Annotated in this window: 15 protein-coding genes and 1 tRNA gene; 12 read left to right on the top strand and 4 right to left on the bottom strand. The window is 66.2% G+C overall.

The annotated features are described in order from the left end of the window. The first annotated feature begins 15 nt into the window (after positions 1 to 15). The 7 genes from ACFMO3_RS10190 to ACFMO3_RS10160 all read left to right on the top strand — a co-directional run bounded on the left by ACFMO3_RS10190 (position 16) and on the right by ACFMO3_RS10160 (position 7,413). Entirely contained in the window at positions 16 to 2,565 is a 2,550-nt protein-coding gene (locus tag ACFMO3_RS10190; RefSeq protein ID WP_376790300.1) for an AAA family ATPase, read from the top strand. Positions 2,566 to 2,745: 180 nt separating this feature from the next. Further along, on the top strand, positions 2,746 to 3,672 hold the full coding sequence (locus tag ACFMO3_RS10185; protein WP_376790299.1) for a DUF1385 domain-containing protein: 927 nt from the start codon (positions 2,746 to 2,748) through the stop codon (positions 3,670 to 3,672). Positions 3,673 to 4,159: 487 nt separating this feature from the next. Then, on the top strand, positions 4,160 to 5,254 hold the full coding sequence (ychF, locus tag ACFMO3_RS10180) for a redox-regulated ATPase YchF (protein ID WP_376790337.1): 1,095 nt from the start codon (positions 4,160 to 4,162) through the stop codon (positions 5,252 to 5,254). A gap of 23 nt (positions 5,255 to 5,277) precedes the next feature. Continuing rightward, positions 5,278 to 5,988 carry an SDR family NAD(P)-dependent oxidoreductase gene (locus tag ACFMO3_RS10175; RefSeq protein WP_376790336.1) on the top strand — a complete coding sequence of 237 codons (711 nt, stop codon included), beginning with the start codon at positions 5,278 to 5,280 and terminating at the stop codon, positions 5,986 to 5,988. 123 nt (positions 5,989 to 6,111) lie between these two features. Further along, complete coding sequence (sufU, locus tag ACFMO3_RS10170) at positions 6,112 to 6,504, top strand: Fe-S cluster assembly sulfur transfer protein SufU (protein ID WP_376790298.1); 393 nt, start codon at positions 6,112 to 6,114, stop codon at positions 6,502 to 6,504. A gap of 58 nt (positions 6,505 to 6,562) precedes the next feature. After that, positions 6,563 to 6,635, top strand: a tRNA-Met gene (locus ACFMO3_RS10165). Between the two features lie 145 nt (positions 6,636 to 6,780). Beyond that, entirely contained in the window at positions 6,781 to 7,413 is a 633-nt protein-coding gene (locus tag ACFMO3_RS10160; RefSeq protein WP_376790297.1) for a site-2 protease family protein, read from the top strand. A 154-nt stretch (positions 7,414 to 7,567) separates the two neighbouring features. On the opposite strand, the gene ACFMO3_RS10155 is transcribed toward ACFMO3_RS10160, so the two are convergent. After that, positions 7,568 to 8,269: a PIG-L deacetylase family protein gene (locus tag ACFMO3_RS10155; protein WP_376790296.1), complete on the bottom strand. Its 702-nt coding sequence runs from the start codon at positions 8,267 to 8,269 to the stop codon at positions 7,568 to 7,570. Between the two features lie 460 nt (positions 8,270 to 8,729). Between ACFMO3_RS10155 and ablA the strand changes: the two genes are divergently transcribed. From ablA to ACFMO3_RS10130, 5 genes are all read left to right on the top strand, one after another. Further along, on the top strand, positions 8,730 to 10,097 hold the full coding sequence (ablA, locus tag ACFMO3_RS10150) for a lysine 2,3-aminomutase (protein WP_376790295.1): 1,368 nt from the start codon (positions 8,730 to 8,732) through the stop codon (positions 10,095 to 10,097). After that, positions 10,097 to 11,206 carry a hypothetical protein gene (locus tag ACFMO3_RS10145; protein ID WP_376790294.1) on the top strand — a complete coding sequence of 370 codons (1,110 nt, stop codon included), beginning with the start codon at positions 10,097 to 10,099 and terminating at the stop codon, positions 11,204 to 11,206. The genes ablA and ACFMO3_RS10145 overlap by 1 nt, the downstream gene beginning before the upstream one ends. 114 nt (positions 11,207 to 11,320) lie before the next feature. Then, positions 11,321 to 12,421 carry a D-alanine--D-alanine ligase gene (locus tag ACFMO3_RS10140; RefSeq protein ID WP_376790293.1) on the top strand — a complete coding sequence of 367 codons (1,101 nt, stop codon included), beginning with the start codon at positions 11,321 to 11,323 and terminating at the stop codon, positions 12,419 to 12,421. Next, positions 12,390 to 12,932 carry a GNAT family N-acetyltransferase gene (locus ACFMO3_RS10135; protein WP_376790292.1) on the top strand — a complete coding sequence of 181 codons (543 nt, stop codon included), beginning with the start codon at positions 12,390 to 12,392 and terminating at the stop codon, positions 12,930 to 12,932. Before ACFMO3_RS10140 ends, ACFMO3_RS10135 begins: the two co-directional genes overlap by 32 nt. After that, positions 12,932 to 13,981: an ATP-grasp domain-containing protein gene (locus ACFMO3_RS10130; protein ID WP_376790291.1), complete on the top strand. Its 1,050-nt coding sequence runs from the start codon at positions 12,932 to 12,934 to the stop codon at positions 13,979 to 13,981. The genes ACFMO3_RS10135 and ACFMO3_RS10130 overlap by 1 nt, the downstream gene beginning before the upstream one ends. Positions 13,982 to 14,005: 24 nt before the next feature. Here ACFMO3_RS10130 and guaA read toward each other — a convergent pair whose 3' ends face one another. From guaA to tdh, 3 genes are all read right to left on the bottom strand, one after another. Beyond that, the gene (guaA, locus tag ACFMO3_RS10125; protein ID WP_376790290.1) at positions 14,006 to 15,595 is read right to left on the bottom strand and encodes a glutamine-hydrolyzing GMP synthase; all 1,590 of its coding nucleotides are present in this window, start codon (positions 15,593 to 15,595) and stop codon (positions 14,006 to 14,008) included. Between the two features lie 403 nt (positions 15,596 to 15,998). Beyond that, complete coding sequence (locus tag ACFMO3_RS10120; protein ID WP_376790289.1) at positions 15,999 to 17,201, bottom strand: glycine C-acetyltransferase; 1,203 nt, start codon at positions 17,199 to 17,201, stop codon at positions 15,999 to 16,001. Between the two features lie 20 nt (positions 17,202 to 17,221). Further along, positions 17,222 to 18,259: an L-threonine 3-dehydrogenase gene (gene tdh, locus ACFMO3_RS10115; RefSeq protein WP_376790288.1), complete on the bottom strand. Its 1,038-nt coding sequence runs from the start codon at positions 18,257 to 18,259 to the stop codon at positions 17,222 to 17,224. Between the last annotated feature and the right edge of the window lie 141 nt (positions 18,260 to 18,400).

Genomic DNA, 18,400 nt, shown 5'->3' with positions numbered 1-18,400 from the left:
GCATGGGAGGACGTCATGGAGCTGGTGCGGCTGGAGCTGAAGAATTTCCTGAGCTACCGCGAGGGGGAACTGGATTTCACCGGCCTGCATCTGGCAGCCCTGGTGGGGCCGAACGGCGCGGGCAAGAGCAGCCTGCTGGATGCCATCACCTGGGCGCTGTGGGGCAGAACATCCCGCCTGGATCGGGATCAGGATCACTTGGTCCACCGAGGGGAGAAGGAAGCCCGGGTGAGCCTGACGTTCCGGCTGGGGGAGGCTGTCTATCGGGTCACCCGGGTCCGACGACGGGGGAAGGGGAACATCATGCTGGACTTCCAGATGCTGGCGCCTCGTCAACGTGTCCTCTCCGGCGCCGGAGTCCGCGAAACCCAGGAGGAGATCAACCGGGTCCTGCAGATCGATTTCGACACGTTTGTGAACTCGGCCTTCATCCGCCAGGGACGCGCAGACGAGTTCACCACCAAGACGCCGGCAGGGCGCAAGGAGGTCCTGGCCGAGATCCTGCGGCTGGATCAATGGGCAGAGCTGGAGGAGAGGGCGAAGGAGAAGATCCGCCAGATCGATCTCCAGCTGGACAATCTGAAATGGCGCATGGATGAACACGAACAGGAGCTTCAGCGGAGGCCGGAATATGAGGCGGCCTTCCGGCAGGCTTCGATGGAGCATCTGGCCCGGCAAGAGGAGCGGGAGGCTGCGGAGCGGGAATGGGAGGCGTTGCGGCGGGATGAGGACCGGGCGCGGGCTATGCGCGAGCGTCTTCGAGAGCTGGAGGAACAGCGAGGGGAAATCGAGGGCCATCTGGCCCGCCTGAAGGAGCAGATCGCTCAGCTTCAGGAATCCCTGGGCCGATGGCAGGAGCTGACCCGCCGCCGGGAGGCGATCCTCGCTGCGTGGGAGGAGCTCCAGCGCGCGCGGGAGGCCCTCGCGCGCATGGAGGAGGCTTCCCGGGAGGCCCATGCGCTCCGGGAACGCCGCATGGAGCTGGAGAAGCGGATCGCGGTGGCCCGGGAGCGGCTGGAGGGAGAGCGACGACAGCTGCAGGCGGAGATTGAGGCCATCGTCGCCCGGGCCGCGCGCCGATCGGAGCTGGAGGCGGAAGCCGCGAACATCCGAAGGCGGCTCGATGAGCGGCCTGCGCTGGAGGAGGAGATCCGCACCCTGAAAGAACGGCAACAGGCCTTGCAGACCGAGCGGGGGGAGCGTCAAAACGAAAACCGACGGCTTTATCAGGAAATGAAAGATCTCGAGGCCCGGATCCAGGCGATCTCGCAGATCGGCGCCGAATGCCCGACCTGTCGGCGTCCGCTTCCAGAAGAGGAGCGGAGGCGCCTTCAGCAGGAATGGGAGCAGGAGGGCCGTCGTCGAGGCGATCGCTATCGGGAGAACCAGGCGCGCCTCCAGGCGATCGATCAAGAGCAGGGCCAGCTGGAGGCCCGGCTCAAGGAGTGCGAGCGCCTCCTAAAGGAGCTCTCCGGGCTGGAGCTCCGCATGGAGCAGATCGAAGCGGAGCTCCGGGAGATCCGGGGAGAGCTGCAGCGCCTGGAGGAAAAGCGACAGGCCCTCCGGGAGATCGAGCAGCGGCTTCGGGAGGACCGGGTGGCTCCGGAGGAGCAGGCGGCCCTCCATGAAATCGATGCCGCCCTGGCGGCCCTGGGCTACGACATCGAGACCCATGATGCGCTTCGCCGTCGGGTCCGTGAGCTGGAAGAAGCCGGACAGGAGTGGCATCGCCTTCAGGAAGCGGAGCGGCGGATCCCGCAGGAGGAAGAGGCGCTCCATCGCCTGGAGGAGATCTACCGGATGGAGCGCGAGCGCCAGGATCGGCTGCAGAAAGAGTGGGAGCGCCTGGAGGAGGAACGGAAAGCCCTGGAGGAGCGGTTGAAGATCATGCCGGAGGCAAGCCGACGGGTAGAAGCGGCGCGCCAGGCCGAGCGCGAAGCCCGGGATCGGGTGATCGCGGCGAAGCAGCGGCTGGAGAACTGCGACCGCCTGGAGGAGGAGTTGGTTCAGCTGCGGAAAGAAAAAATCCAGCTGGAGGAGGAGAAAGGTCTTTACCGTGATCTGCAGGTTGCCTTCAGCCGGAACGGGATCCCGGCAATGATCATCGAAACCATCCTACCGGAGATCGAGGAAGAGGCCAACCGGATCCTCCAGCGGTTGACAGATGGACGGCTCACCGTTCGATTCCGTTCCCAGCGGGAAACGAAGAGCGGCACGGTGCAGGAGACTCTGGACATCCTGATCTCGGATGAGGGGGAGGAGCGCCCCTATGAGAATTTCTCCGGCGGCGAGAAGTTCCGGGTCGATTTCGCCATTCGCCTGGCCCTCTCTCGGGTGCTCGCCCGGCGCTCCGGGACCCCGCTGCGGCTGCTGGTGGTGGATGAAGGATTCGGCTCCCAGGATCAGACCGGCCGGGAACGGTTGATCGAGGCGCTGAACACCGTGAAGGATGAATTCTCCACGGTCCTGATTATCTCCCACTTGGAGGAGTTCCAGGACGCCTTCCCGGTTCGGATCGAAGTCCGCAAAACTGCGAATGGCTCGCAGCTCCATGTGGTGAGATGAAGATGCCCATGGGGAACGGGCTCCGGCTCGGCCCTCCGCTTCCTGCCTGGGTGTCTGCGAAGGCGGAAGGCGCAACCCCTCATGGCGCTAATGGTCCCGGATGCCTGGAATGGTCTGACGGGAACAGGATGCCCCTCCTGACCGGGAGCGCTTGGATCCTCCCGGAGGATTGGAAAGGCCATGGGAAGGCATGGGTTGATCGCGCAGGCGGCCCTCCGATACGGTGGGCAGGCGGTTCTGGAAGGGGTAATGATCCGCGGGCCGGCCGGCATAGCGGTCGCGGTGCGGGCTCCAGATGGACAGATCGTTCTCCGCTCCAGGTCCCTTCCGCCCCGGCGGAAATGGCAGCGCTGGCCCTTCATCCGGGGGACGTTCATCCTGTGGGAAACCCTACGCTGGGGCATGGAAGCCCTCTGGTTCTCCGCTAACGTCGTGGCGGGGGAGAACGAGGCCCGGGAAGTCCGCGAAAGCCCCGTCGCCATGCTCACGATCACCGCTTCCCTCGCCCTGGCTCTGGGGGTCTTCCTGTTGCTGCCCGCGCTTCTCGCGGAAGGGATCGAGCGGATGTTCAGGCTCTCCGCTTGGATCCGGACTGGGCTGGAGGGGATCTTCCGTCTGGGGCTGGTTCTCGGCTACCTGGCTGCGGTGGGTCGTCATCCAGAGATCCGTCGGGTGTTTGCCTATCACGGGGCGGAACATAAAGTGGTGCACGCGTTGGAAGCAGGGGCGCCATTGACGATCGAGGGGGCGCGTCCCTTTCCGACCGCTCATCCCCGTTGCGGGACGGCCTTTCTGCTCACCGTGATCCTGGTCGCGGCGATCCTCTTCGCCTTCCTGCCCGCCTCCACGCTGATCGAGCGCCTGGCCCTCCGGCTGGCCCTGCTTCCGGTCCTGGCCGCTCTTTCCTATGAGGCGCTGTGGTTCAGCGCGCGATATCAGCATGTGAAGCTGGTGGCGGCCCTTTCAGCCCCGAACCTCTGGCTGCAGCGGCTGACCACTCGCGAGCCGGATGACGCCATGCTGGAGGTGGCCCTGGCCGCGCTGGAGGCCGCCCGAGCCCTGGAATCCTCTCCCAGGTCCTCCGGCCATGCGCGCCCTTCCTCCTGATCACCGGAACAGATCGACATGGAGGAACCTCGTCTGCGTGCCGCCTCCCCATGCGATTGCTCTTCTCCTGCCGGCGCTCTTTCTTGCTCTTACTCCTGGCACCATCGATGGGGAGATGGTTTACTGGGAGACGGTGGCCCTGTCGGAGCATGGCCACCCTGCCGTTCGGCCGATTCCCTCCCCTCATTTCCCGGCGCTCGTGGAGCGGGGTTTTCTCCAAATCGGCGAGGACGGATCCTGGTTCGTCCGTTATTCTCTGGGACAGCTCCTCGCTGCCCTTCCCTGGGGGGATCCTCGGCGGTCCGGATTCCTCCGCTACCCGGCTCTTCGTTAACGCCTGGAGGGCTCGGGAACGGATGGCGTGATCCTGCCGATCCCCATCGAGATCCGTCCATGAGCCCAGGGATCGGGCGGACACTTCTTCAGAGCCCAACCCCGGGGTTTTCCGTGTAGAATCCCCAGTGGAGGACTTTCGCATCGCGAGGCGATCATGGAGATCGGTCTGGTGGGGATGCCCAACGCGGGCAAATCGACGCTTTTCAATGCCCTCACCCGCCACCCGGTGCCCACTGCGCCCTATCCCTTCACTACCATCGAGCCGCACCGCGGCGTCATCCCCGTCCCCGATCCCCGGCTGGAGGCCCTGGCCCGGATCATCCGGCCGGAGCGGGTGGTCCCAGCCACCCTTACCGTTGTGGACATCGCCGGGCTGGTCCGGAACGCGCACCGAGGGGAGGGCTTAGGGAACCAGTTCCTGGCGCACATCCGGGAGGTGGATGCCATCCTGATGGTGCTGCGCGGGTTCGAAGCGCCGAACGTCCCCGCCAGCTTAGGGGAGGTGGATCCCCTGGCTGAGCTGGAGGTGTTGGATCTGGAGTTGGCACTGGCCGATCTGGAGACGGTGCAGCGGCGTCTGGAGAAGACCCGGAAGGCCGCCAAGGCGGACCCTCAGGCCTTCGCGGAGGTCATGGCCACGCTGGAGGATCTGGCCGCCCACCTGCAGGCCGGCCGCCCCGCTCGCCTTTGGCCCAGTCGGGAGGCCTGGGCAGGGTTGCTGGGGGAGCTTTTCCTGTTGACCGACAAGCCGCGTCTGATCGTGCTGAATGTGGCGGAGAAGGACCTGCCGGAGGACGGCCGCTGGGCGGCGGAGCTGGCCCGCCGGGCTGCGGCGGAGGGCAGCCCCTTCCTCGTCGTCTGCGCGGAGCTGGAGGCCGCTCTGAACGAGTGGCCGGAGGAGGAGGCCCGCGCCTACCGGGAGAGCCTGGGGCTTCCTGGCTCTGCCTTGGACCGCCTGATCCAGGCGGCCTATGCCCATCTGGGCCTGATCACGTTTTTCACCATCACCGGCGGCCGCGAGGTGCGGGCTTGGTCCATCCGGCGGGGCACCCCCGCCCAGCAGGCCGCTGGGCGGGTGCATTCCGACATGGAGCGCGGCTTCATCCGTGCGGAGGTCATCCCCTGGCACGTCCTGGTCGAGGCGGGCTCCCCGCAGGCGGCCCGGGAGCGGGGCCTCTGGCGTATCGAGGGACGGGATTATGAGGTGCAAGACGGGGACGTCCTGCATTTCCGGTTCCATGCCTGAGTCGGGAGGGCATCGTGGGACAGATGGGAAGCCATACGCGGCCCGTGGCGCTGGTCACAGGAGCCGGACGGGGATGGGGGGAGTGGCTCTCCCGGATGTTGGCGGCCCGGGGTTTCCATGTGGTGGCCAATGACATCCATCCGGCGGCGGCGGAGCGGACCTCCGAACGGATCCGCGGGGAGGGCGGGTCGGCTGAGCCTTTCCACGCCGATGTGGCCAACCGGGTCGCTGTAGGGGCCATGGTTCAGGAGATCCTGGCTCGCTGGGGCCGGCTAGATCTGATCGTCCACCACGCGGAAGTTCATCCCCATCGCGGGCTGCTGGAGATGGGGGAATACGAGTGGGATCGCACGTTGGCCGTGATCCTGAAGGGAGCCTTCAACCTGCTGCAGGCGGCCGCTCCGGCGATGATCGAACGGGGTTCTGGGGCGTTCGTCTTCCTGGTTCCTGCGCGGGTTCTGGAGGGGGAGATCCCGCACGCCGCCTATGGGGCCGGGAAAGCCGGGTTGCTGGCCCTGGCCCATGCGGCCCGGGACACTCTGGGCCCCTTCGGCCTGGCGGTGCATGTGCTCCTCACCCCCAGCGAGGACGCCCTTCGAGGGATCCCAGGGGAGGATCCGATCGTCGCTCTGGATCGGATGGTTCGCATGGATGGGCCGGGCGAGACCCTTCGTCTCGCGCCCCGCTCCGGCGAAGCCCCTCGCGCAGAGAACGATCCCGGCGCCTGTCGATGAGGATCGGAGCATCGGCGCGGCTCCCGGAGCGATCCGTCGGGAAGGTGAATCCCGAGGGGGATCGTGGTATGATGAGAGGGGCGAAGGACAGCAGAAGAACTCTCCTTAGCGAGGATCAAGGCGATGGAAGACCTCTATCGGGAGATCATCCTGGACCATTACGAGAATCCCCGCAATTACGGCGTGTTGCCGGATGCGGATATCTCTTATGAAGACGATAATCCCCTGTGCGGGGATCGGGTCCGGATCGACCTGAAAGTGCAGGATGGGCGCATCGTGGATGTGCGGTTCTCGGGGAAGGGCTGTGCGATCAGTCAGGCCTCTGCCTCTATGCTAACCGAGCGGATTAAAGGGGCGACGGTAGAGGAAGCCCGACAGCTGACTCGTGACGACATCCTGGAGATGCTGGGCATTCCCCTGGGGCCGGCCCGCATCAAGTGCGCCCTGCTCTCCCTGAAAGTCCTCAAGGCCGGTCTCTACGGGTTGCCGAAGATCGATTGGGACGAACTGGGTTGAGGGGCCAGCTGGCCGCGTTGACGCCCTTGCCCCGACTGCGCTATAATCAAAATGCCTCGGCGAGGTAGCTCAAGTGGCAGAGCAGCCGGCTCATAATCGGCGGGTTGTGGGTTCGAGTCCCACCCTCGCCACCTGCGCCCCCCACGCCCCGGGACGGTCGGGAAGGCCCAGCCGCCCCGGGGCGTTTTATTTGGCTTCCCCTTCGGAGAGCGGCCGGGATACGGGGCCTCTCTTCGGGAACGATATACTCAGGGAAACTGGAGGAGGTGCGCCGATATGCCCTTCGTCCGCCTCAACGATCCGGGATATCTGCTGGCTCTGGCGGTGATCTTCCTGTTTGCCCTGCCGTTGCATGAGCTGGCCCATGCCTGGGTGGCCGAACGCCTCGGGGATCCCACTCCGCGCCGCTACGGGCGGGTGACCCTGAACCCGATGGCCCATCTGGATCCCATCGGCGCCCTGATGTTGGTGCTGGCCGGGTTCGGATGGGCCCGCCCGGTCCCCGTGAACCCCCTGTATCTGCGCTATGGCCCCCGCGTGGGGATGGCGCTGGTCGGAGGAGCGGGGCCGCTGATGAACCTGCTCCTGGCTGGCCTGGGGATCCTGGCTTACCGGATGGGCCTGGAGATCGGAGCTCTGCCTCCCCGGCTGATCCTTTCGTTCCTGAATGCGTGGATCTTCATCAACATCGGCCTGGCCGTTTTCAACATGCTCCCTCTGCCCCCGCTGGATGGCTATCGGGTGCTGCAGGGGCTGCTCCCGCCGGATCTGGCGTATGCCTACGCCCGGCTGGAGGCCTATGGGCCGATGCTGCTGCTGCTCTTCCTGGTGCTGGATCGGCAGCTGGGCCTTCTCGGGAGTGTGCTGCGGCCCTTCTACGCACTGGCGTTCCGGTTGATGCATCTATGAGGGCAGGGCTTTTGCGAGGGGGCTCCCCTCAGGGGCACGAGGATCCCCCGGTTTCCTGGTGAGCCATGTTTTGGGGGGGCCAGTGGGGACGTTGAAAGCCCACCGTCTGGCCTCCAGAGGTCCCTGGGGAAAATCGGCGGAAGAGGGGCGCGGGTTATCCTCCGATCACCATCCGACGGAACGCCTCCGCATAACGCATACCCACTGCCCGTCCCTCCTCAGTGGCCCATGCCCGCAGGGTGGGGCCCGGATCCCAATCCCCGATCTGGCTGCGGTGGCAGCGCAGGGCTTCGATTTTGATCTCCAGAGTCTCCTCGATGTCGATCCATACATTGGGCTGCGCCGCGCCGTAGATATACACCTCCCGCACTCGATGAGGAGGAAGGCCCAGCTCGGGGAAGAGGAGGGGCATCCCCGCGGCGGGGAACACGGCTTCCAGCGCGGCCTGGGCCGCCGCCCGATGATCCGGGTGGTTGATGTAATCCTCTCCGTAGAAATAGACGGAGGGATCGCCGCACACCAGGGCCTGAGGTCGGAAGCGGCGGATCTCCCGCACCAGCTCCCGCCGTAGCTCCAGGGTGGGTTGCAGCAGGCCATCCGGATGGCGCAGGAAGATCACCTCGGCGATGCCCAGGACCCGGGCGGCGGCCTCTTGCTCCGCCTCCCGGATCCGTGCCATCTCCTCTCGCGATCGATTGGTCTCTTCTGTTCCCGCGTCGCCGCTGGTGCAGAGCACCAGGGCGATGATGCTGCCCCGCCGGGCCCACTTAGCCAGCGTGCCCGCACAGGTGAACTCCACATCGTCGGGATGGGCCGCCACCACCAGCACACGTTCCGGCGTTGTCGGCTCGATCATCGTTCCTCCATCGATCGGGCGGATTGAAGGCCATTGTTCCAGCGCAGCGCTTGCGCCGTCGGAGCGGAGACAGGTTTCTCAATGCTCCGACTATATCGCGGCCTCTGAAATCCGTCGAACGATGCGAGACCCATGCCCTCGCCTCCTATGGGAAGCACGCCCCGTTTGCGCCCACGCACGGCGATCGTTGTTTTTCTCCCGGCATCGGGATTGAAGCACAGGAAACGTCGATGAGATCCCAAGAGCGCCTCCGCCCTATGCATTTATAGTTTTCGATTTATCTAAAATCTTCGATAATATGCTTAACCGAAATCTCACGAAATTCACACGCTTTCTTAACGCATCTCATGGAGGAGATGATGTAAAATCCCGCTCGTGGAGAAGGAGTTCAGGCTGTGGCGGTCATGGGGGGAGATCCCTGGGCTCCCGGATGTGATCTCGCTGAGGAGGATAGGAGGCAATGGAAGAGCGGAAGCGGCTGGAGGAGGAGCCCCCGGGTGGGAAGCGGCGCAGCCGACGGGCGCCGATCTGGCAGGATGTGCCGGATGAGCTGTGGGATGACTGGCGCTGGCAGCTCACCCATCGCCTGAACTCGGTGGAGCAGCTGAAGCAGATCATCCGACTGACCCCGGAGGAGGAGGCCGGTGCGGCAGCCACCCACCGGTTCCGCATGGACATCACCCCGTATTTCGCCTCCTTGATCGACCCGGAGGATCCGAGCTGCCCGATCCGGCGCCAGGTGATCCCCACCGCGAGGGAGCTGGAGCCGACGCCGGGGCTGATGGAGGATTCCCTTTCCGAGGATCAACACTCCCCGGTCCCGGGCCTGGTCCATCGGTATCCGGATCGGGTGCTGATGCTGGTGACGACCCAGTGTGCCAGCTACTGCCGGTTCTGCACTCGCAGTCGGATTGTGGGGGATCCCCATGCCAATTTCGGGCGGCGGGATTACGATCGGCAGATCGAATACATCGCCCGCACACCCCAGATCCGGGATGTGTTGCTCTCTGGTGGCGATCCCCTGATCCTCCCCCAGCCGATCCTGGAGGATCTGCTCCGTCGGCTGCGGGCGATTCCCCATGTGGAGGTCATCCGCATCGGGACGCGGGTGCCGATCTTCCTGCCGCAGCGGATTACGGAGGATCTGGTGGCGACGTTGCGCAAATACCATCCGCTGTGGATGAACATCCATGTGAACCACCCGAAGGAGCTGACCCCGGAGGTCACTGAGGCCTTGGCGAAGCTGGCGGATGCGGGCATCCCCCTGGGCAGCCAGACGGTGCTGCTGGCGGGGGTCAATGATTGCCCCCACATCATCCGCGCCCTGGTTCATGAGCTGGTCAAGCGCCGGGTGCGGCCCTACTACCTCTATCAGTGCGATCTGGTGGAGGGGGCCGGGCACTTCCGCACGCCGGTCTCGAAGGGGCTGGAGATTATGGAGGCCCTGCGGGGGCACACCAGCGGCTATGCCATCCCCACTTATGTGATCGACCTGCCCGGCGGCGGGGGGAAGGTGCCGGTGATGCCCAACTACTTGCTGGCCATGAACGAGCGCCGGGTGGTGTTGCGCAACTTTGAGGGCTTCATCAGCACCTACGAGCAGCCCGTGGATTACACGCCCCACGACCCGAGCCGTTGCGAATACTGCCGGAACCAGCGACCGGAGCCCGGCCAGCGTGGGATCTTCGGGCTGCTGCAGGGCGACGCGATGGCGATCGAGCCGGAAGGCTTCGAGGCCGTGCACCGACGGCTCCAGACGGGAGGTACCGAAACGATGCCCCTGATCATTGGGGAGCCCCTGCCGATCGTCAACGGGGAGGTGCTGTGATGCGGGTGGCGGTCCTGGCGAATCTGAAGCGGAACGCGCCCCATCAACCGGATGAGCCGCCGGATGCCTGGGCGGAGCTGGATTCGGAGGAGACGGTGGAGGGGATCGCCCGGGCCCTGGAGGCCTGGGGGCATACCCCGGCGATCTTCGAGGGAAATCTAGACCTCCCGGAGGTGTTGCGCCGTTTCCGGCCGGACATCTGCTTCAATATCTGCGAGGGCTACTGGGGAGATTCCCGAGAGGCCCATGTCCCGGCGATGCTGGAGATGATGCGGATCCCCTACACGGGCTCCCGCGTCCTCGCCCTGGCGATCTCCCTGGACAAGGCGATGACCAAGCGGGTGTGGGTGGCGGAGGGGCTGCCGACGCCCCCCTTCCAGGTCTTCCGGCGGCCCGATGAGCCGCTGGATCCCCGCCTCTCCTTCCCCCTCTTTGTCAAGCCGAACCGGGAAGGAAGTGGGATGGGGATCTCCGCGAAGTCGGTGGTGACCAATGAGGCGGAGCTCCGGGAGCAGGTCGCTTATATCCTCCGGACCTACCGGCAGGAGGCCCTGGTGGAAACCTTCATCGACGGCCCGGAGCTCACGGTGGGCCTGATCGGCAATGTCGATGGGGAGGCCGGATGGCTCCGGCCGCCCGGCGGGTGGGCCACGGAAGAAGGCCTGGATATCGAGGGCGTCCATGTCTTCCCGCCGATGATGGTGGACCTCAGCCCCTGCCCGCCGGATCAGCGGGGGCTGTACACGTCTTACATCAAGTCCGAAATGCCGCTGGGTCCGCGCTATCTCTGCCCGGCCCCGCTGGATCCGAGGTTGCGGCAGGAGGCGCAGCGCCTGGCTTTCGAAGCCTTCCGGGCGATCGGGGCATGTGATCTGAGCCGGGTGGATATGCGGATCGATGCCGCCACTGGCCGGATCTATCTGCTGGAGATCAACACCCTCCCCGGGCTGAATCCGAGGTATAGCGATATGGTGCTGAACGCCCGGGCGGACGGGATGGCGTATGACGTGCTGATCGCGCGGATCCTGGAGGCTGCCTGCCGTCGTTATGGCCTTCCGATCGCGGAGGCTGTGGAGCCGGCCAGGATCCCTCTGGGGACGACGGGGTGAGAGCGGTTTGCTGAAACACGGGGAATGCGAGGGGAGGGCAAAGGGGCCCGTCGGTTTCAGCGCCCAGGTCCTGCTCTCCTCCTGGACGAAGCGGGATCCATTCAAGGAGCGACTATGCGCCGTCGCCGCCCCATTGCGCCGAGCCGGGTTTTGATCCTTTACAGCGTGGTGGAGCATCTTCCCCGTGGGGAGCCTCGCGATTGGATCGCTGAGGAGGAGGTCGCCCTCACGGCATGGGCGATGGTTTCGGCGCTCCAAGAGCGGGGATGGTGCGTGACCGCCCGGCCGGTCTGGGATCGGGCCTCTCTGCGCGAGGCGCTGGATGCCTTCGATCCGCAGGATACCGTGGTGATCAATCTCTGTGAAACCCTCGAGGGGCGACCCCAGGGGGAAGCGGTGGTGCCGGTCCTCCTGGAGGCGCGAGGGTTTATCTATACTGGATCCTCCAGCTCGACGCTGGCTCTCTGTCTGGATAAGGGGCGGGCCAAAGCTCGGCTTCGGGCCGCCGGCCTGCCCACCCCCCCGGCCCAGGTGTTTCACCATCCCCAGGAGCGCATCCGGATCCCCCTGCCGGCGATCGTGAAGCCTCTCGCGGAGGATGCCAGCCACGGGATCGACCGGGAATCCGTGGTCGTCGATGCGGCCTCCCTCCGGGCGCGGGTGGCCTATGTGCTGGAGGTGTATCGCCAGCCGGCCCTCGTGGAAACCTTCATCGAGGGACGCGAGTTCAACGTCGCCCTGTGGGGCGGTCGGGACCCCGAGGTTTTGCCCCTGGCGGAGGTGGATTACTCCCAGATCCCGAATCCCCTGTGGCGGGTGTGCACGTTCGCGGCCAAGTGGCTGCCGGAATCGGAGGAGTATGCGCTGACGCCGGTGCGGTGCCCAGCGGAGCTCGAGGAAGCCCTCGCCGCCCGGGTTCGTGAGGTGGCCATCCGGGCCTTCCGGGCGGTCCGGGGTCGGGATTACGGGCGGGTGGACATCCGGCTTCAAGGGGAGACCCCCTACGTGCTGGAGGTGAACCCGAACCCGAGCCTGGCTCCGAACAGCGGGTTTGTGAACGCGGCCCGGGCGGCTGGCTATTCCTATGCTGCGATGACGGAACGGCTGATCCGTCTGGCATGGGAGCGCCGGGGACGGTGGAAGGAGACCCTTCAACCCCAATCGGGATGGGCGGTGGAAGCCGATGTCGCCTATTCGATGGCCTCGAGCGGATGAAGAGGCAGCGATCCGGACGATGGCGGAACGTTGCGGCGTGTTCCGGCCGGAGGAAATCGATACCCTTCTGGAGATCTTCCGGGAAGCCTGTGAGAAGGGATTCGAGCGGAGCGGTTATTACTTCCATGTCTGGGTGGACAGCGCCGAAGAAAGGGAGCCCTCCGGTCTGATCTGCTATGGGCGGAGGCCGCTGACCCGATGGTCCTGGGAGCTCTACTGGCTGCTGGTGGATCCCCGGGTGCAGCGGAGGGGGATCGGGACCGCCCTCCTCCAAGCCATGATGGAGCATATCCGGCAGGAAGGCGGGCGCTGGATCCTGGTGGAGACCGCCACGGCGCCCGCTTATACGCCAGCCCGTCGGTTCTATGAACGCCACGGGTTCCGGTTACTGGCCCAGGTCGAGGATTTCTACGACGAGGGCGAGGGGCTAGCGATTTATCTAAGGGGCCTCGATCCGCTAACGGCCGCCTCTCTGTCGGCGGTCGAGGCCCACGCGCAGGAGGTGGAGTGATGCGACGGCATTCGTCGAACCCGAGGACCATGCGCCGGGTGCTCCTGCTTTACAACATGGATCGCGCATGGCCCCCTGAGGATCAGACGTATGCCTTGGAATGCGTCCGCAGAATGTGGGAAGGCCTTCAAGCCCACGGACTCGAGGTCCATCCGGTGGAGATCCGCCGGGATGTCCTGAGCCCTCTAACGGGCTACGATCCCCAGGAGTGGATCGTCTTTAATTGGTGCGAGGCACTGGAAGGGGATCCCTATGCCGAGCCCCGAGTGGCCTGGGCGCTGGAGTCGGCCGGCTTTCTATACACGGGATCCGGTCCATGGACCCTGACGGTGGCCGGCAACAAGGCGCTGATGAAGGCGTTCCTCACCCTGAATGGCATCCCCACGCCCCCATGGCGGGTATGCTATCGGTTGCAGGACCTGGAGGGCTGGACGGATTTCCCGGCGATTGTGAAGCCGGTCCGGGAGCATGGCAGCGTGGGGATCACCCCTGAGGCGGTGGCGACTTCCCCGTCGGCGTTGCGGGAGCGGGTGGAAGTGGTGTGGGAGACGCTTCGCCAGCCGGCGCTGGTAGAGTCCTTCATCCCGGGCCGCGAGCTCAACGTCAGCCTGTGGGGGAATGAGGATCCCGATCCGCTGCCCATTTCCGAGATCCTCTTCGACGGACTCCGGGAGGAAGAGCGGATCCTCGATCACTCGGCGAAATGGGATCGACAGAGTGAGCGATATCAGCGGACCCTCCCCCTCGTGCCGGCGCCGCTGGATGAGTGGACGGAGGCGGAGGTGGTGCATGTGGCACTGATGGCCTATCGGGCTCTGCGGGTGCGGGATTACGGGCGCATCGATATCCGGCTGGCCCCGGATGGGAGACCCTATGTGATCGATGTGAACCCGAACCCGGATCTTTCGCCGGATGCGGGGTTTGTGCGCTCGGCGGCGGCGGCCGGCTATGATTACGGACGGATGGCTGCCCACATCCTGCGCATCGCTTTCGCCCGACGCGCCCGACGCGCTCCCATGCCGTTTCCTGTCTTCCAGGTGCCTGCGTAAGGGGTGAAGTTCCCAATAGGCATCTTATTCCCACTCGATGGTGGCCGGGGGCTTGTGGGTGATGTCGTAGAGCACACGGTTGACCCCAGGGACCTCGTTGACGATCCGGCGGGCGATGCGATCCAGCACCTCAGGGGGCAGGGGAACCCAGGCCGCGGTCATAAAGTCTTCGGTGGCCACCGCCCGCACCACGACCACTTCCTCGTAGGTCCGGGCATCTCCCATCACGCCCACACTGCGCACGGGCAGTAGGACGGCGAAGGCCTGGGCCACCTGCTCCGCCCACCCGGAGCGGGCCAATTCCTCCTGCACGATGGCGTCAGCAGCCCGCAACCGCGTCAGCCGTTCGGCGGTGACCTCCCCGACGCAGCGCACGGCCAGCCCCGGTCCCGGGAAAGGCTGGCGGCGCAGCAGAGCCTCCGGGATCCCCAGATGGGCCCCCAGGGCGCGCACCTCATCCTTGAAGAGATACCGTAGGGGCTCGAGGAGCTCGAAGGAGAGGTCGGGGGGGAGCCCGCCGACGTTGTGATGGGTCTTGATGCGGGCGGCTGCCCGCCGCTCCGGGGCCCGGCTCTCGATGACGTCGGGGTAAAGGGTGCCCTGGGCCAGGAACCGGAAGGGGCCCAGCCGGCGGGCGTGCTCGGCGAAGACGGCGATGAAGGTGTGGCCGATCCGCATCCGCTTCTCCTCGGGATCGGTGATCCCCTGCAGCGCCTCCAGGAAGGCCTCGGCGGCGTTCACCGCGGCCACCGGCAACCCCAGGGCCCGCAGGGCGGCCACCACCTCCTCCCCTTCCCCCTGGCGCAACAGCCCGGTGTCCACGAAGAGGCATTGCAGCTGCGCCCCCACTGCCTGGTGGACCAGCACCGCGGTGACGGTGGAGTCCACACCTCCGGAGACGGCGCAGAGCACGCGCTCCCCGCCTACCCGCTCCCGGATGCGCGCCATCTGCTCCTCGGCGATCGCCCGGGGGGTCCAGGTGGGCTGACAGCCGCACAGGGCCACTGCGAAGCGCCGCAGAAGCTCGCGGCCCAGGGGGGTGTGGGCGACCTCCGGGTGGAACTGCACGCCGTAAAGGCGGCGGGCCGGGTCGCCGATGGCGGCGAAAGGCGCATTGGGGGAGCGGGCCATGGCCTGGAAGCCGGGCGGCAGAGCCTCCACGCGATCCCCGTGGGACATCCAGACGGTCATGGGGGAGGGCAGCCCGCGCCAGAGGGGATCCTCGGGCTCCAAGATTTCCACCTCCGCCCGGCCGTATTCCCGGGCCGGGGCCGGGGCGACCCGTCCGCCCAGGGCGTGGGCCAGCAGCTGCATCCCGTAGCAGATCCCCAGCACCGGCCGGCCGATCTGCAGGACATACGACGGGAGGGAAGGGGCGCCAGGCTCATAGACACTGGCCGGGCCTCCGGAGAGGATGAAGCCCCTCGGCCGCAGGGCGAGAACCTCGGCGGGATCTGCATCCCATGGGAACAGCTCGGCATAGACGCCGATCTCCCGGATGCGGCGGACGATCAGCTGCGCATACTGGGAGCCGAAATCCAGCACCGCGATGGTGTCGTGAGCGGGATGATCAGACGTCGCTGGGATTCCGGTCTTTGGGCTCAAGAGCTCCATGGTCCTGTTGGATCGGAGGCTGGAGGCCGCGCTTGGGTCCGTTGCTGGACATGATACCACCGGCAGGGTCCGCCCGAGAGCCCCATGGGGTGGTGATTTCCTGGCCTGCCCTCCCTTATTACGAGGTCACCAATGCCCCGCGCCGATTGTCATCCATGGAGTGCTTTGGCCTCCAGAAGCGGTCAGGCTTCTGGAGATCGCCCTCGCTGGCCCACGCAACGGCGCTGCCGCGGGAGCCTTTCATTGCTTTGGTGGGCCCGCTTCCCTTCGCCCGGGGTTTGCTGACGATGGAGACGCTTCGAGCCGAAGGTGTGGCGCTGTTTTCGGGCCGGGTTCCGTTGCGGCGGGCGGCGATGGGGCGTGCGCTGGATGGAGAGGCGCTGGGGTGGATGTGCCTGGAGGATCAGCGGATCACCCCCAGCTCCCGTCCCACTTTGGCGAAGGCCTCCAGCCCCCGATCCAGGTCCTCCCGGCGGTGGGCGGCGGAGATCATCACCCGGATGCGGGCCTTGCCTCGGGGCACGGTGGGATAGCCGATGGCCTGGGCGAACACTCCCTCCTCGAAGAGTCGGCGGCTGAAGGCCTGGGCCAGTCGGGCGTCCCCCAGCATCACCGGCGTGATGGGGGTCACGCTCGCGCCCAGATCGAAGCCCAAGCGGCGCATCTCCTCCTTGAAATAGCGGGTGTTCTCCCACAGCCGGTCCACCAGCTCGGTGGATTCCTCCAAGATCTCCACGGCGGCGATGCAGGCGGCGGTGTCGGCGGCGGTCATGGCGCTGGAGAACAGGAAGGGACGGCCGCGCTGGCGCAGCCATTCCACGATCTCTTGGCGCCCGGCCACGTAGCCACCCACCACCCCGAAGGCCTTCGAGAGCGTCCCCACCTCGATGTCCACCCGGCCGTGGAGCCCGAAGTGGTCCACGATCCCCCGGCCGCCCCGGCCCAGCACCCCCTCACCGTGGGCGTCATCCACCATCAGCATCAGGTTGTAACGCTCAGCGATCTCGGCGATTTCCGGCAGGGGGGCGATGTCGCCGTCCATGGAGAAGACGCCGTCGGTGACGATCAGGCCTCGCCGGAAGCTCCCTAAGTGCTCCCGGATCTTCGCCTCCAGGTCGTTGGGATCGTTGTGGGCATAGCGGACGATGCGGGCGCGGGAGAGGCGGCACCCGTCGATGATGCTGGCGTGGTTGAGCTCGTCGGAGAAAATGGCGTCGCCCTCCCCCACCAGGGCCGGGATCGTGGCCAGGTTGGCGTTGAAGCCCGACTGGAAGGAAATGGCCGCCTCCACGCCCTTAAAGCGCGCCAGCTTCTCCTCTAGGATCAAATGGAGGTCCAGGGTGCCGGCGATGGTGCGCACCGCGGCGGGCCCCACACCGTATTTCTCAACGGCCTGGCGGGCCGCTTCCCGCATGCGCGGATGGTTGGCCAGCCCGAGGTAGTTGTTGGAGCAGAAGTTCAGCACCCGCTGGCCGTCCACGATCAGCCAGGGCCCCTGGGCCGACTGGATGGTACGGATGTGGATGTAGAGGCCCTGGTCGTGCAGGGCCTGGAGCTCCTCCCGGATCCACGATAGCTTATCGGCGGTGGTCGGTTGCACGGTCATCGTCGAACCTCCTGCTAACGTTATGGGATCAGCATCACCTTCCCGCTCTGGCCACTGGCCATGGTCGCGAAGGCCTGGTCGAACTCCTCCAGGCGGAAGCGATGGGTGACCAGCGGGCGCAGGTCCACGGCGCCGGCGTTCAGCAGCCCTCGGATCTCATACCAAGTCTCCCACAGACGGCGCCCGACGATGCCGTGGATCGTCACGCCTTTGAAGATCACCATGTTGGCCAGGTCGAACTCGATGGGGCCCGGAGGGAGGCCCAGCAGGGCCGCTTGGCCGCCCGGCTTGAGGACGGTGAAGCCCTCACGGATGGCCGAGGGAGCGCCGGACATCTCCAGCAGCACGTCCACCTCCCCGCCTGCCAGATCCCGGATGGCCTCCACGACGTTGACCTCCTGCGGGTTGAGGACGTAGTCGGCCCCCATCCGCCGGGCCAGCTCCAAGCGATAGAGGCTGATGTCGGTGGCGATGACCATCCGGGCGCCGATGGCCCGGGCCACGGCGATGGTCATCAGGCCCACCGGCCCGCAGCCGGTCACCAGCACCTTGCGCGCCCGCAGGTCCACCGCGAAGGCGGTGTGCACGGCGTTGCCGAAGTTTTCCAGGAGGACCGCCACTTCGAGGGGGAGATCCGGGGGATTGACCCAGGCGTTCTCCGCGGGGATGACGATGAAGTCCGCGAAGGCACCGTCGCGATCCACTCCCAGGATGCGGGTGTTCCGGCAGAGGTGACCTTTGCCGGTGCGGCACATGTCGCAGCGGCCGCAGATCACATGGCTTTCGGCGGAGATGAAATCGCCCACCCGGATTCCATCCACCTCCGGCCCGGCCTCGACTACCTCCCCACAGAACTCGTGGCCGATGATCAAGGGCGGGCGGATGCGTCCCTGAGCCCACGGGTCCCAGCGGTAGATGTGGAGATCGGTCCCGCAGATGGAGGCCGCCCTGACCCTCACCAGGATCTCCTGGGGGCCGGGGGTGGGGATCGGGTAGCGGGCCAGGGACAGGCCCGGCCCCGGCGCCGCTTTGATCACGGCGCGCATCGTCTCGCTCATCGGTATCCGCCTCCCGATTCGGAGTTGGGGTCCATCCTCCGTTCACCGGGGGCTGGCTCCCTTATTATTATGGCCCAGCTTTCCTGGAGGTAGATGTATACAAGACGGCTAACGCGGTGACCTTGTCGGGTAGAGGCATTG

Source organism: Thermoflexus sp. (assembly GCF_042408815.1).
Classification (GTDB): domain Bacteria; phylum Chloroflexota; class Anaerolineae; order Thermoflexales; family Thermoflexaceae; genus Thermoflexus.
The sequence above is the reverse complement of the archived record's forward strand: the minus strand, read 5'-3'. Positions and strand labels throughout refer to the sequence as shown.

Excerpts from the sequence above, each read along its gene's own strand:
- ACFMO3_RS10185 (WP_376790299.1), top strand. The coding sequence starts at position 2,746 with ATGGGAAGGCATGGGTTGATCGCGCAGGCGGCCCTCCGATACGGTGGG.
- guaA (WP_376790290.1), bottom strand. The coding sequence starts at position 15,595 with ATGGAGCTCTTGAGCCCAAAGACCGGAATCCCAGCGACGTCTGATCAT.
- ACFMO3_RS10145 (WP_376790294.1), top strand. The coding sequence starts at position 10,097 with ATGCGGGTGGCGGTCCTGGCGAATCTGAAGCGGAACGCGCCCCATCAA.
- ACFMO3_RS10190 (WP_376790300.1), top strand. The coding sequence starts at position 16 with ATGGAGCTGGTGCGGCTGGAGCTGAAGAATTTCCTGAGCTACCGCGAG.
- ACFMO3_RS10160 (WP_376790297.1), top strand. The coding sequence starts at position 6,781 with ATGCCCTTCGTCCGCCTCAACGATCCGGGATATCTGCTGGCTCTGGCG.
- ACFMO3_RS10120 (WP_376790289.1), bottom strand. The coding sequence starts at position 17,201 with ATGACCGTGCAACCGACCACCGCCGATAAGCTATCGTGGATCCGGGAG.
- tdh (WP_376790288.1), bottom strand. The coding sequence starts at position 18,259 with ATGAGCGAGACGATGCGCGCCGTGATCAAAGCGGCGCCGGGGCCGGGC.
- ablA (WP_376790295.1), top strand. The coding sequence starts at position 8,730 with ATGGAAGAGCGGAAGCGGCTGGAGGAGGAGCCCCCGGGTGGGAAGCGG.
- sufU (WP_376790298.1), top strand. The coding sequence starts at position 6,112 with ATGGAAGACCTCTATCGGGAGATCATCCTGGACCATTACGAGAATCCC.
- ACFMO3_RS10175 (WP_376790336.1), top strand. The coding sequence starts at position 5,278 with ATGGGAAGCCATACGCGGCCCGTGGCGCTGGTCACAGGAGCCGGACGG.
- ACFMO3_RS10135 (WP_376790292.1), top strand. The coding sequence starts at position 12,390 with ATGTCGCCTATTCGATGGCCTCGAGCGGATGAAGAGGCAGCGATCCGG.
- ACFMO3_RS10130 (WP_376790291.1), top strand. The coding sequence starts at position 12,932 with ATGCGACGGCATTCGTCGAACCCGAGGACCATGCGCCGGGTGCTCCTG.
- ACFMO3_RS10155 (WP_376790296.1), bottom strand. The coding sequence starts at position 8,269 with ATGATCGAGCCGACAACGCCGGAACGTGTGCTGGTGGTGGCGGCCCAT.
- ACFMO3_RS10140 (WP_376790293.1), top strand. The coding sequence starts at position 11,321 with ATGCGCCGTCGCCGCCCCATTGCGCCGAGCCGGGTTTTGATCCTTTAC.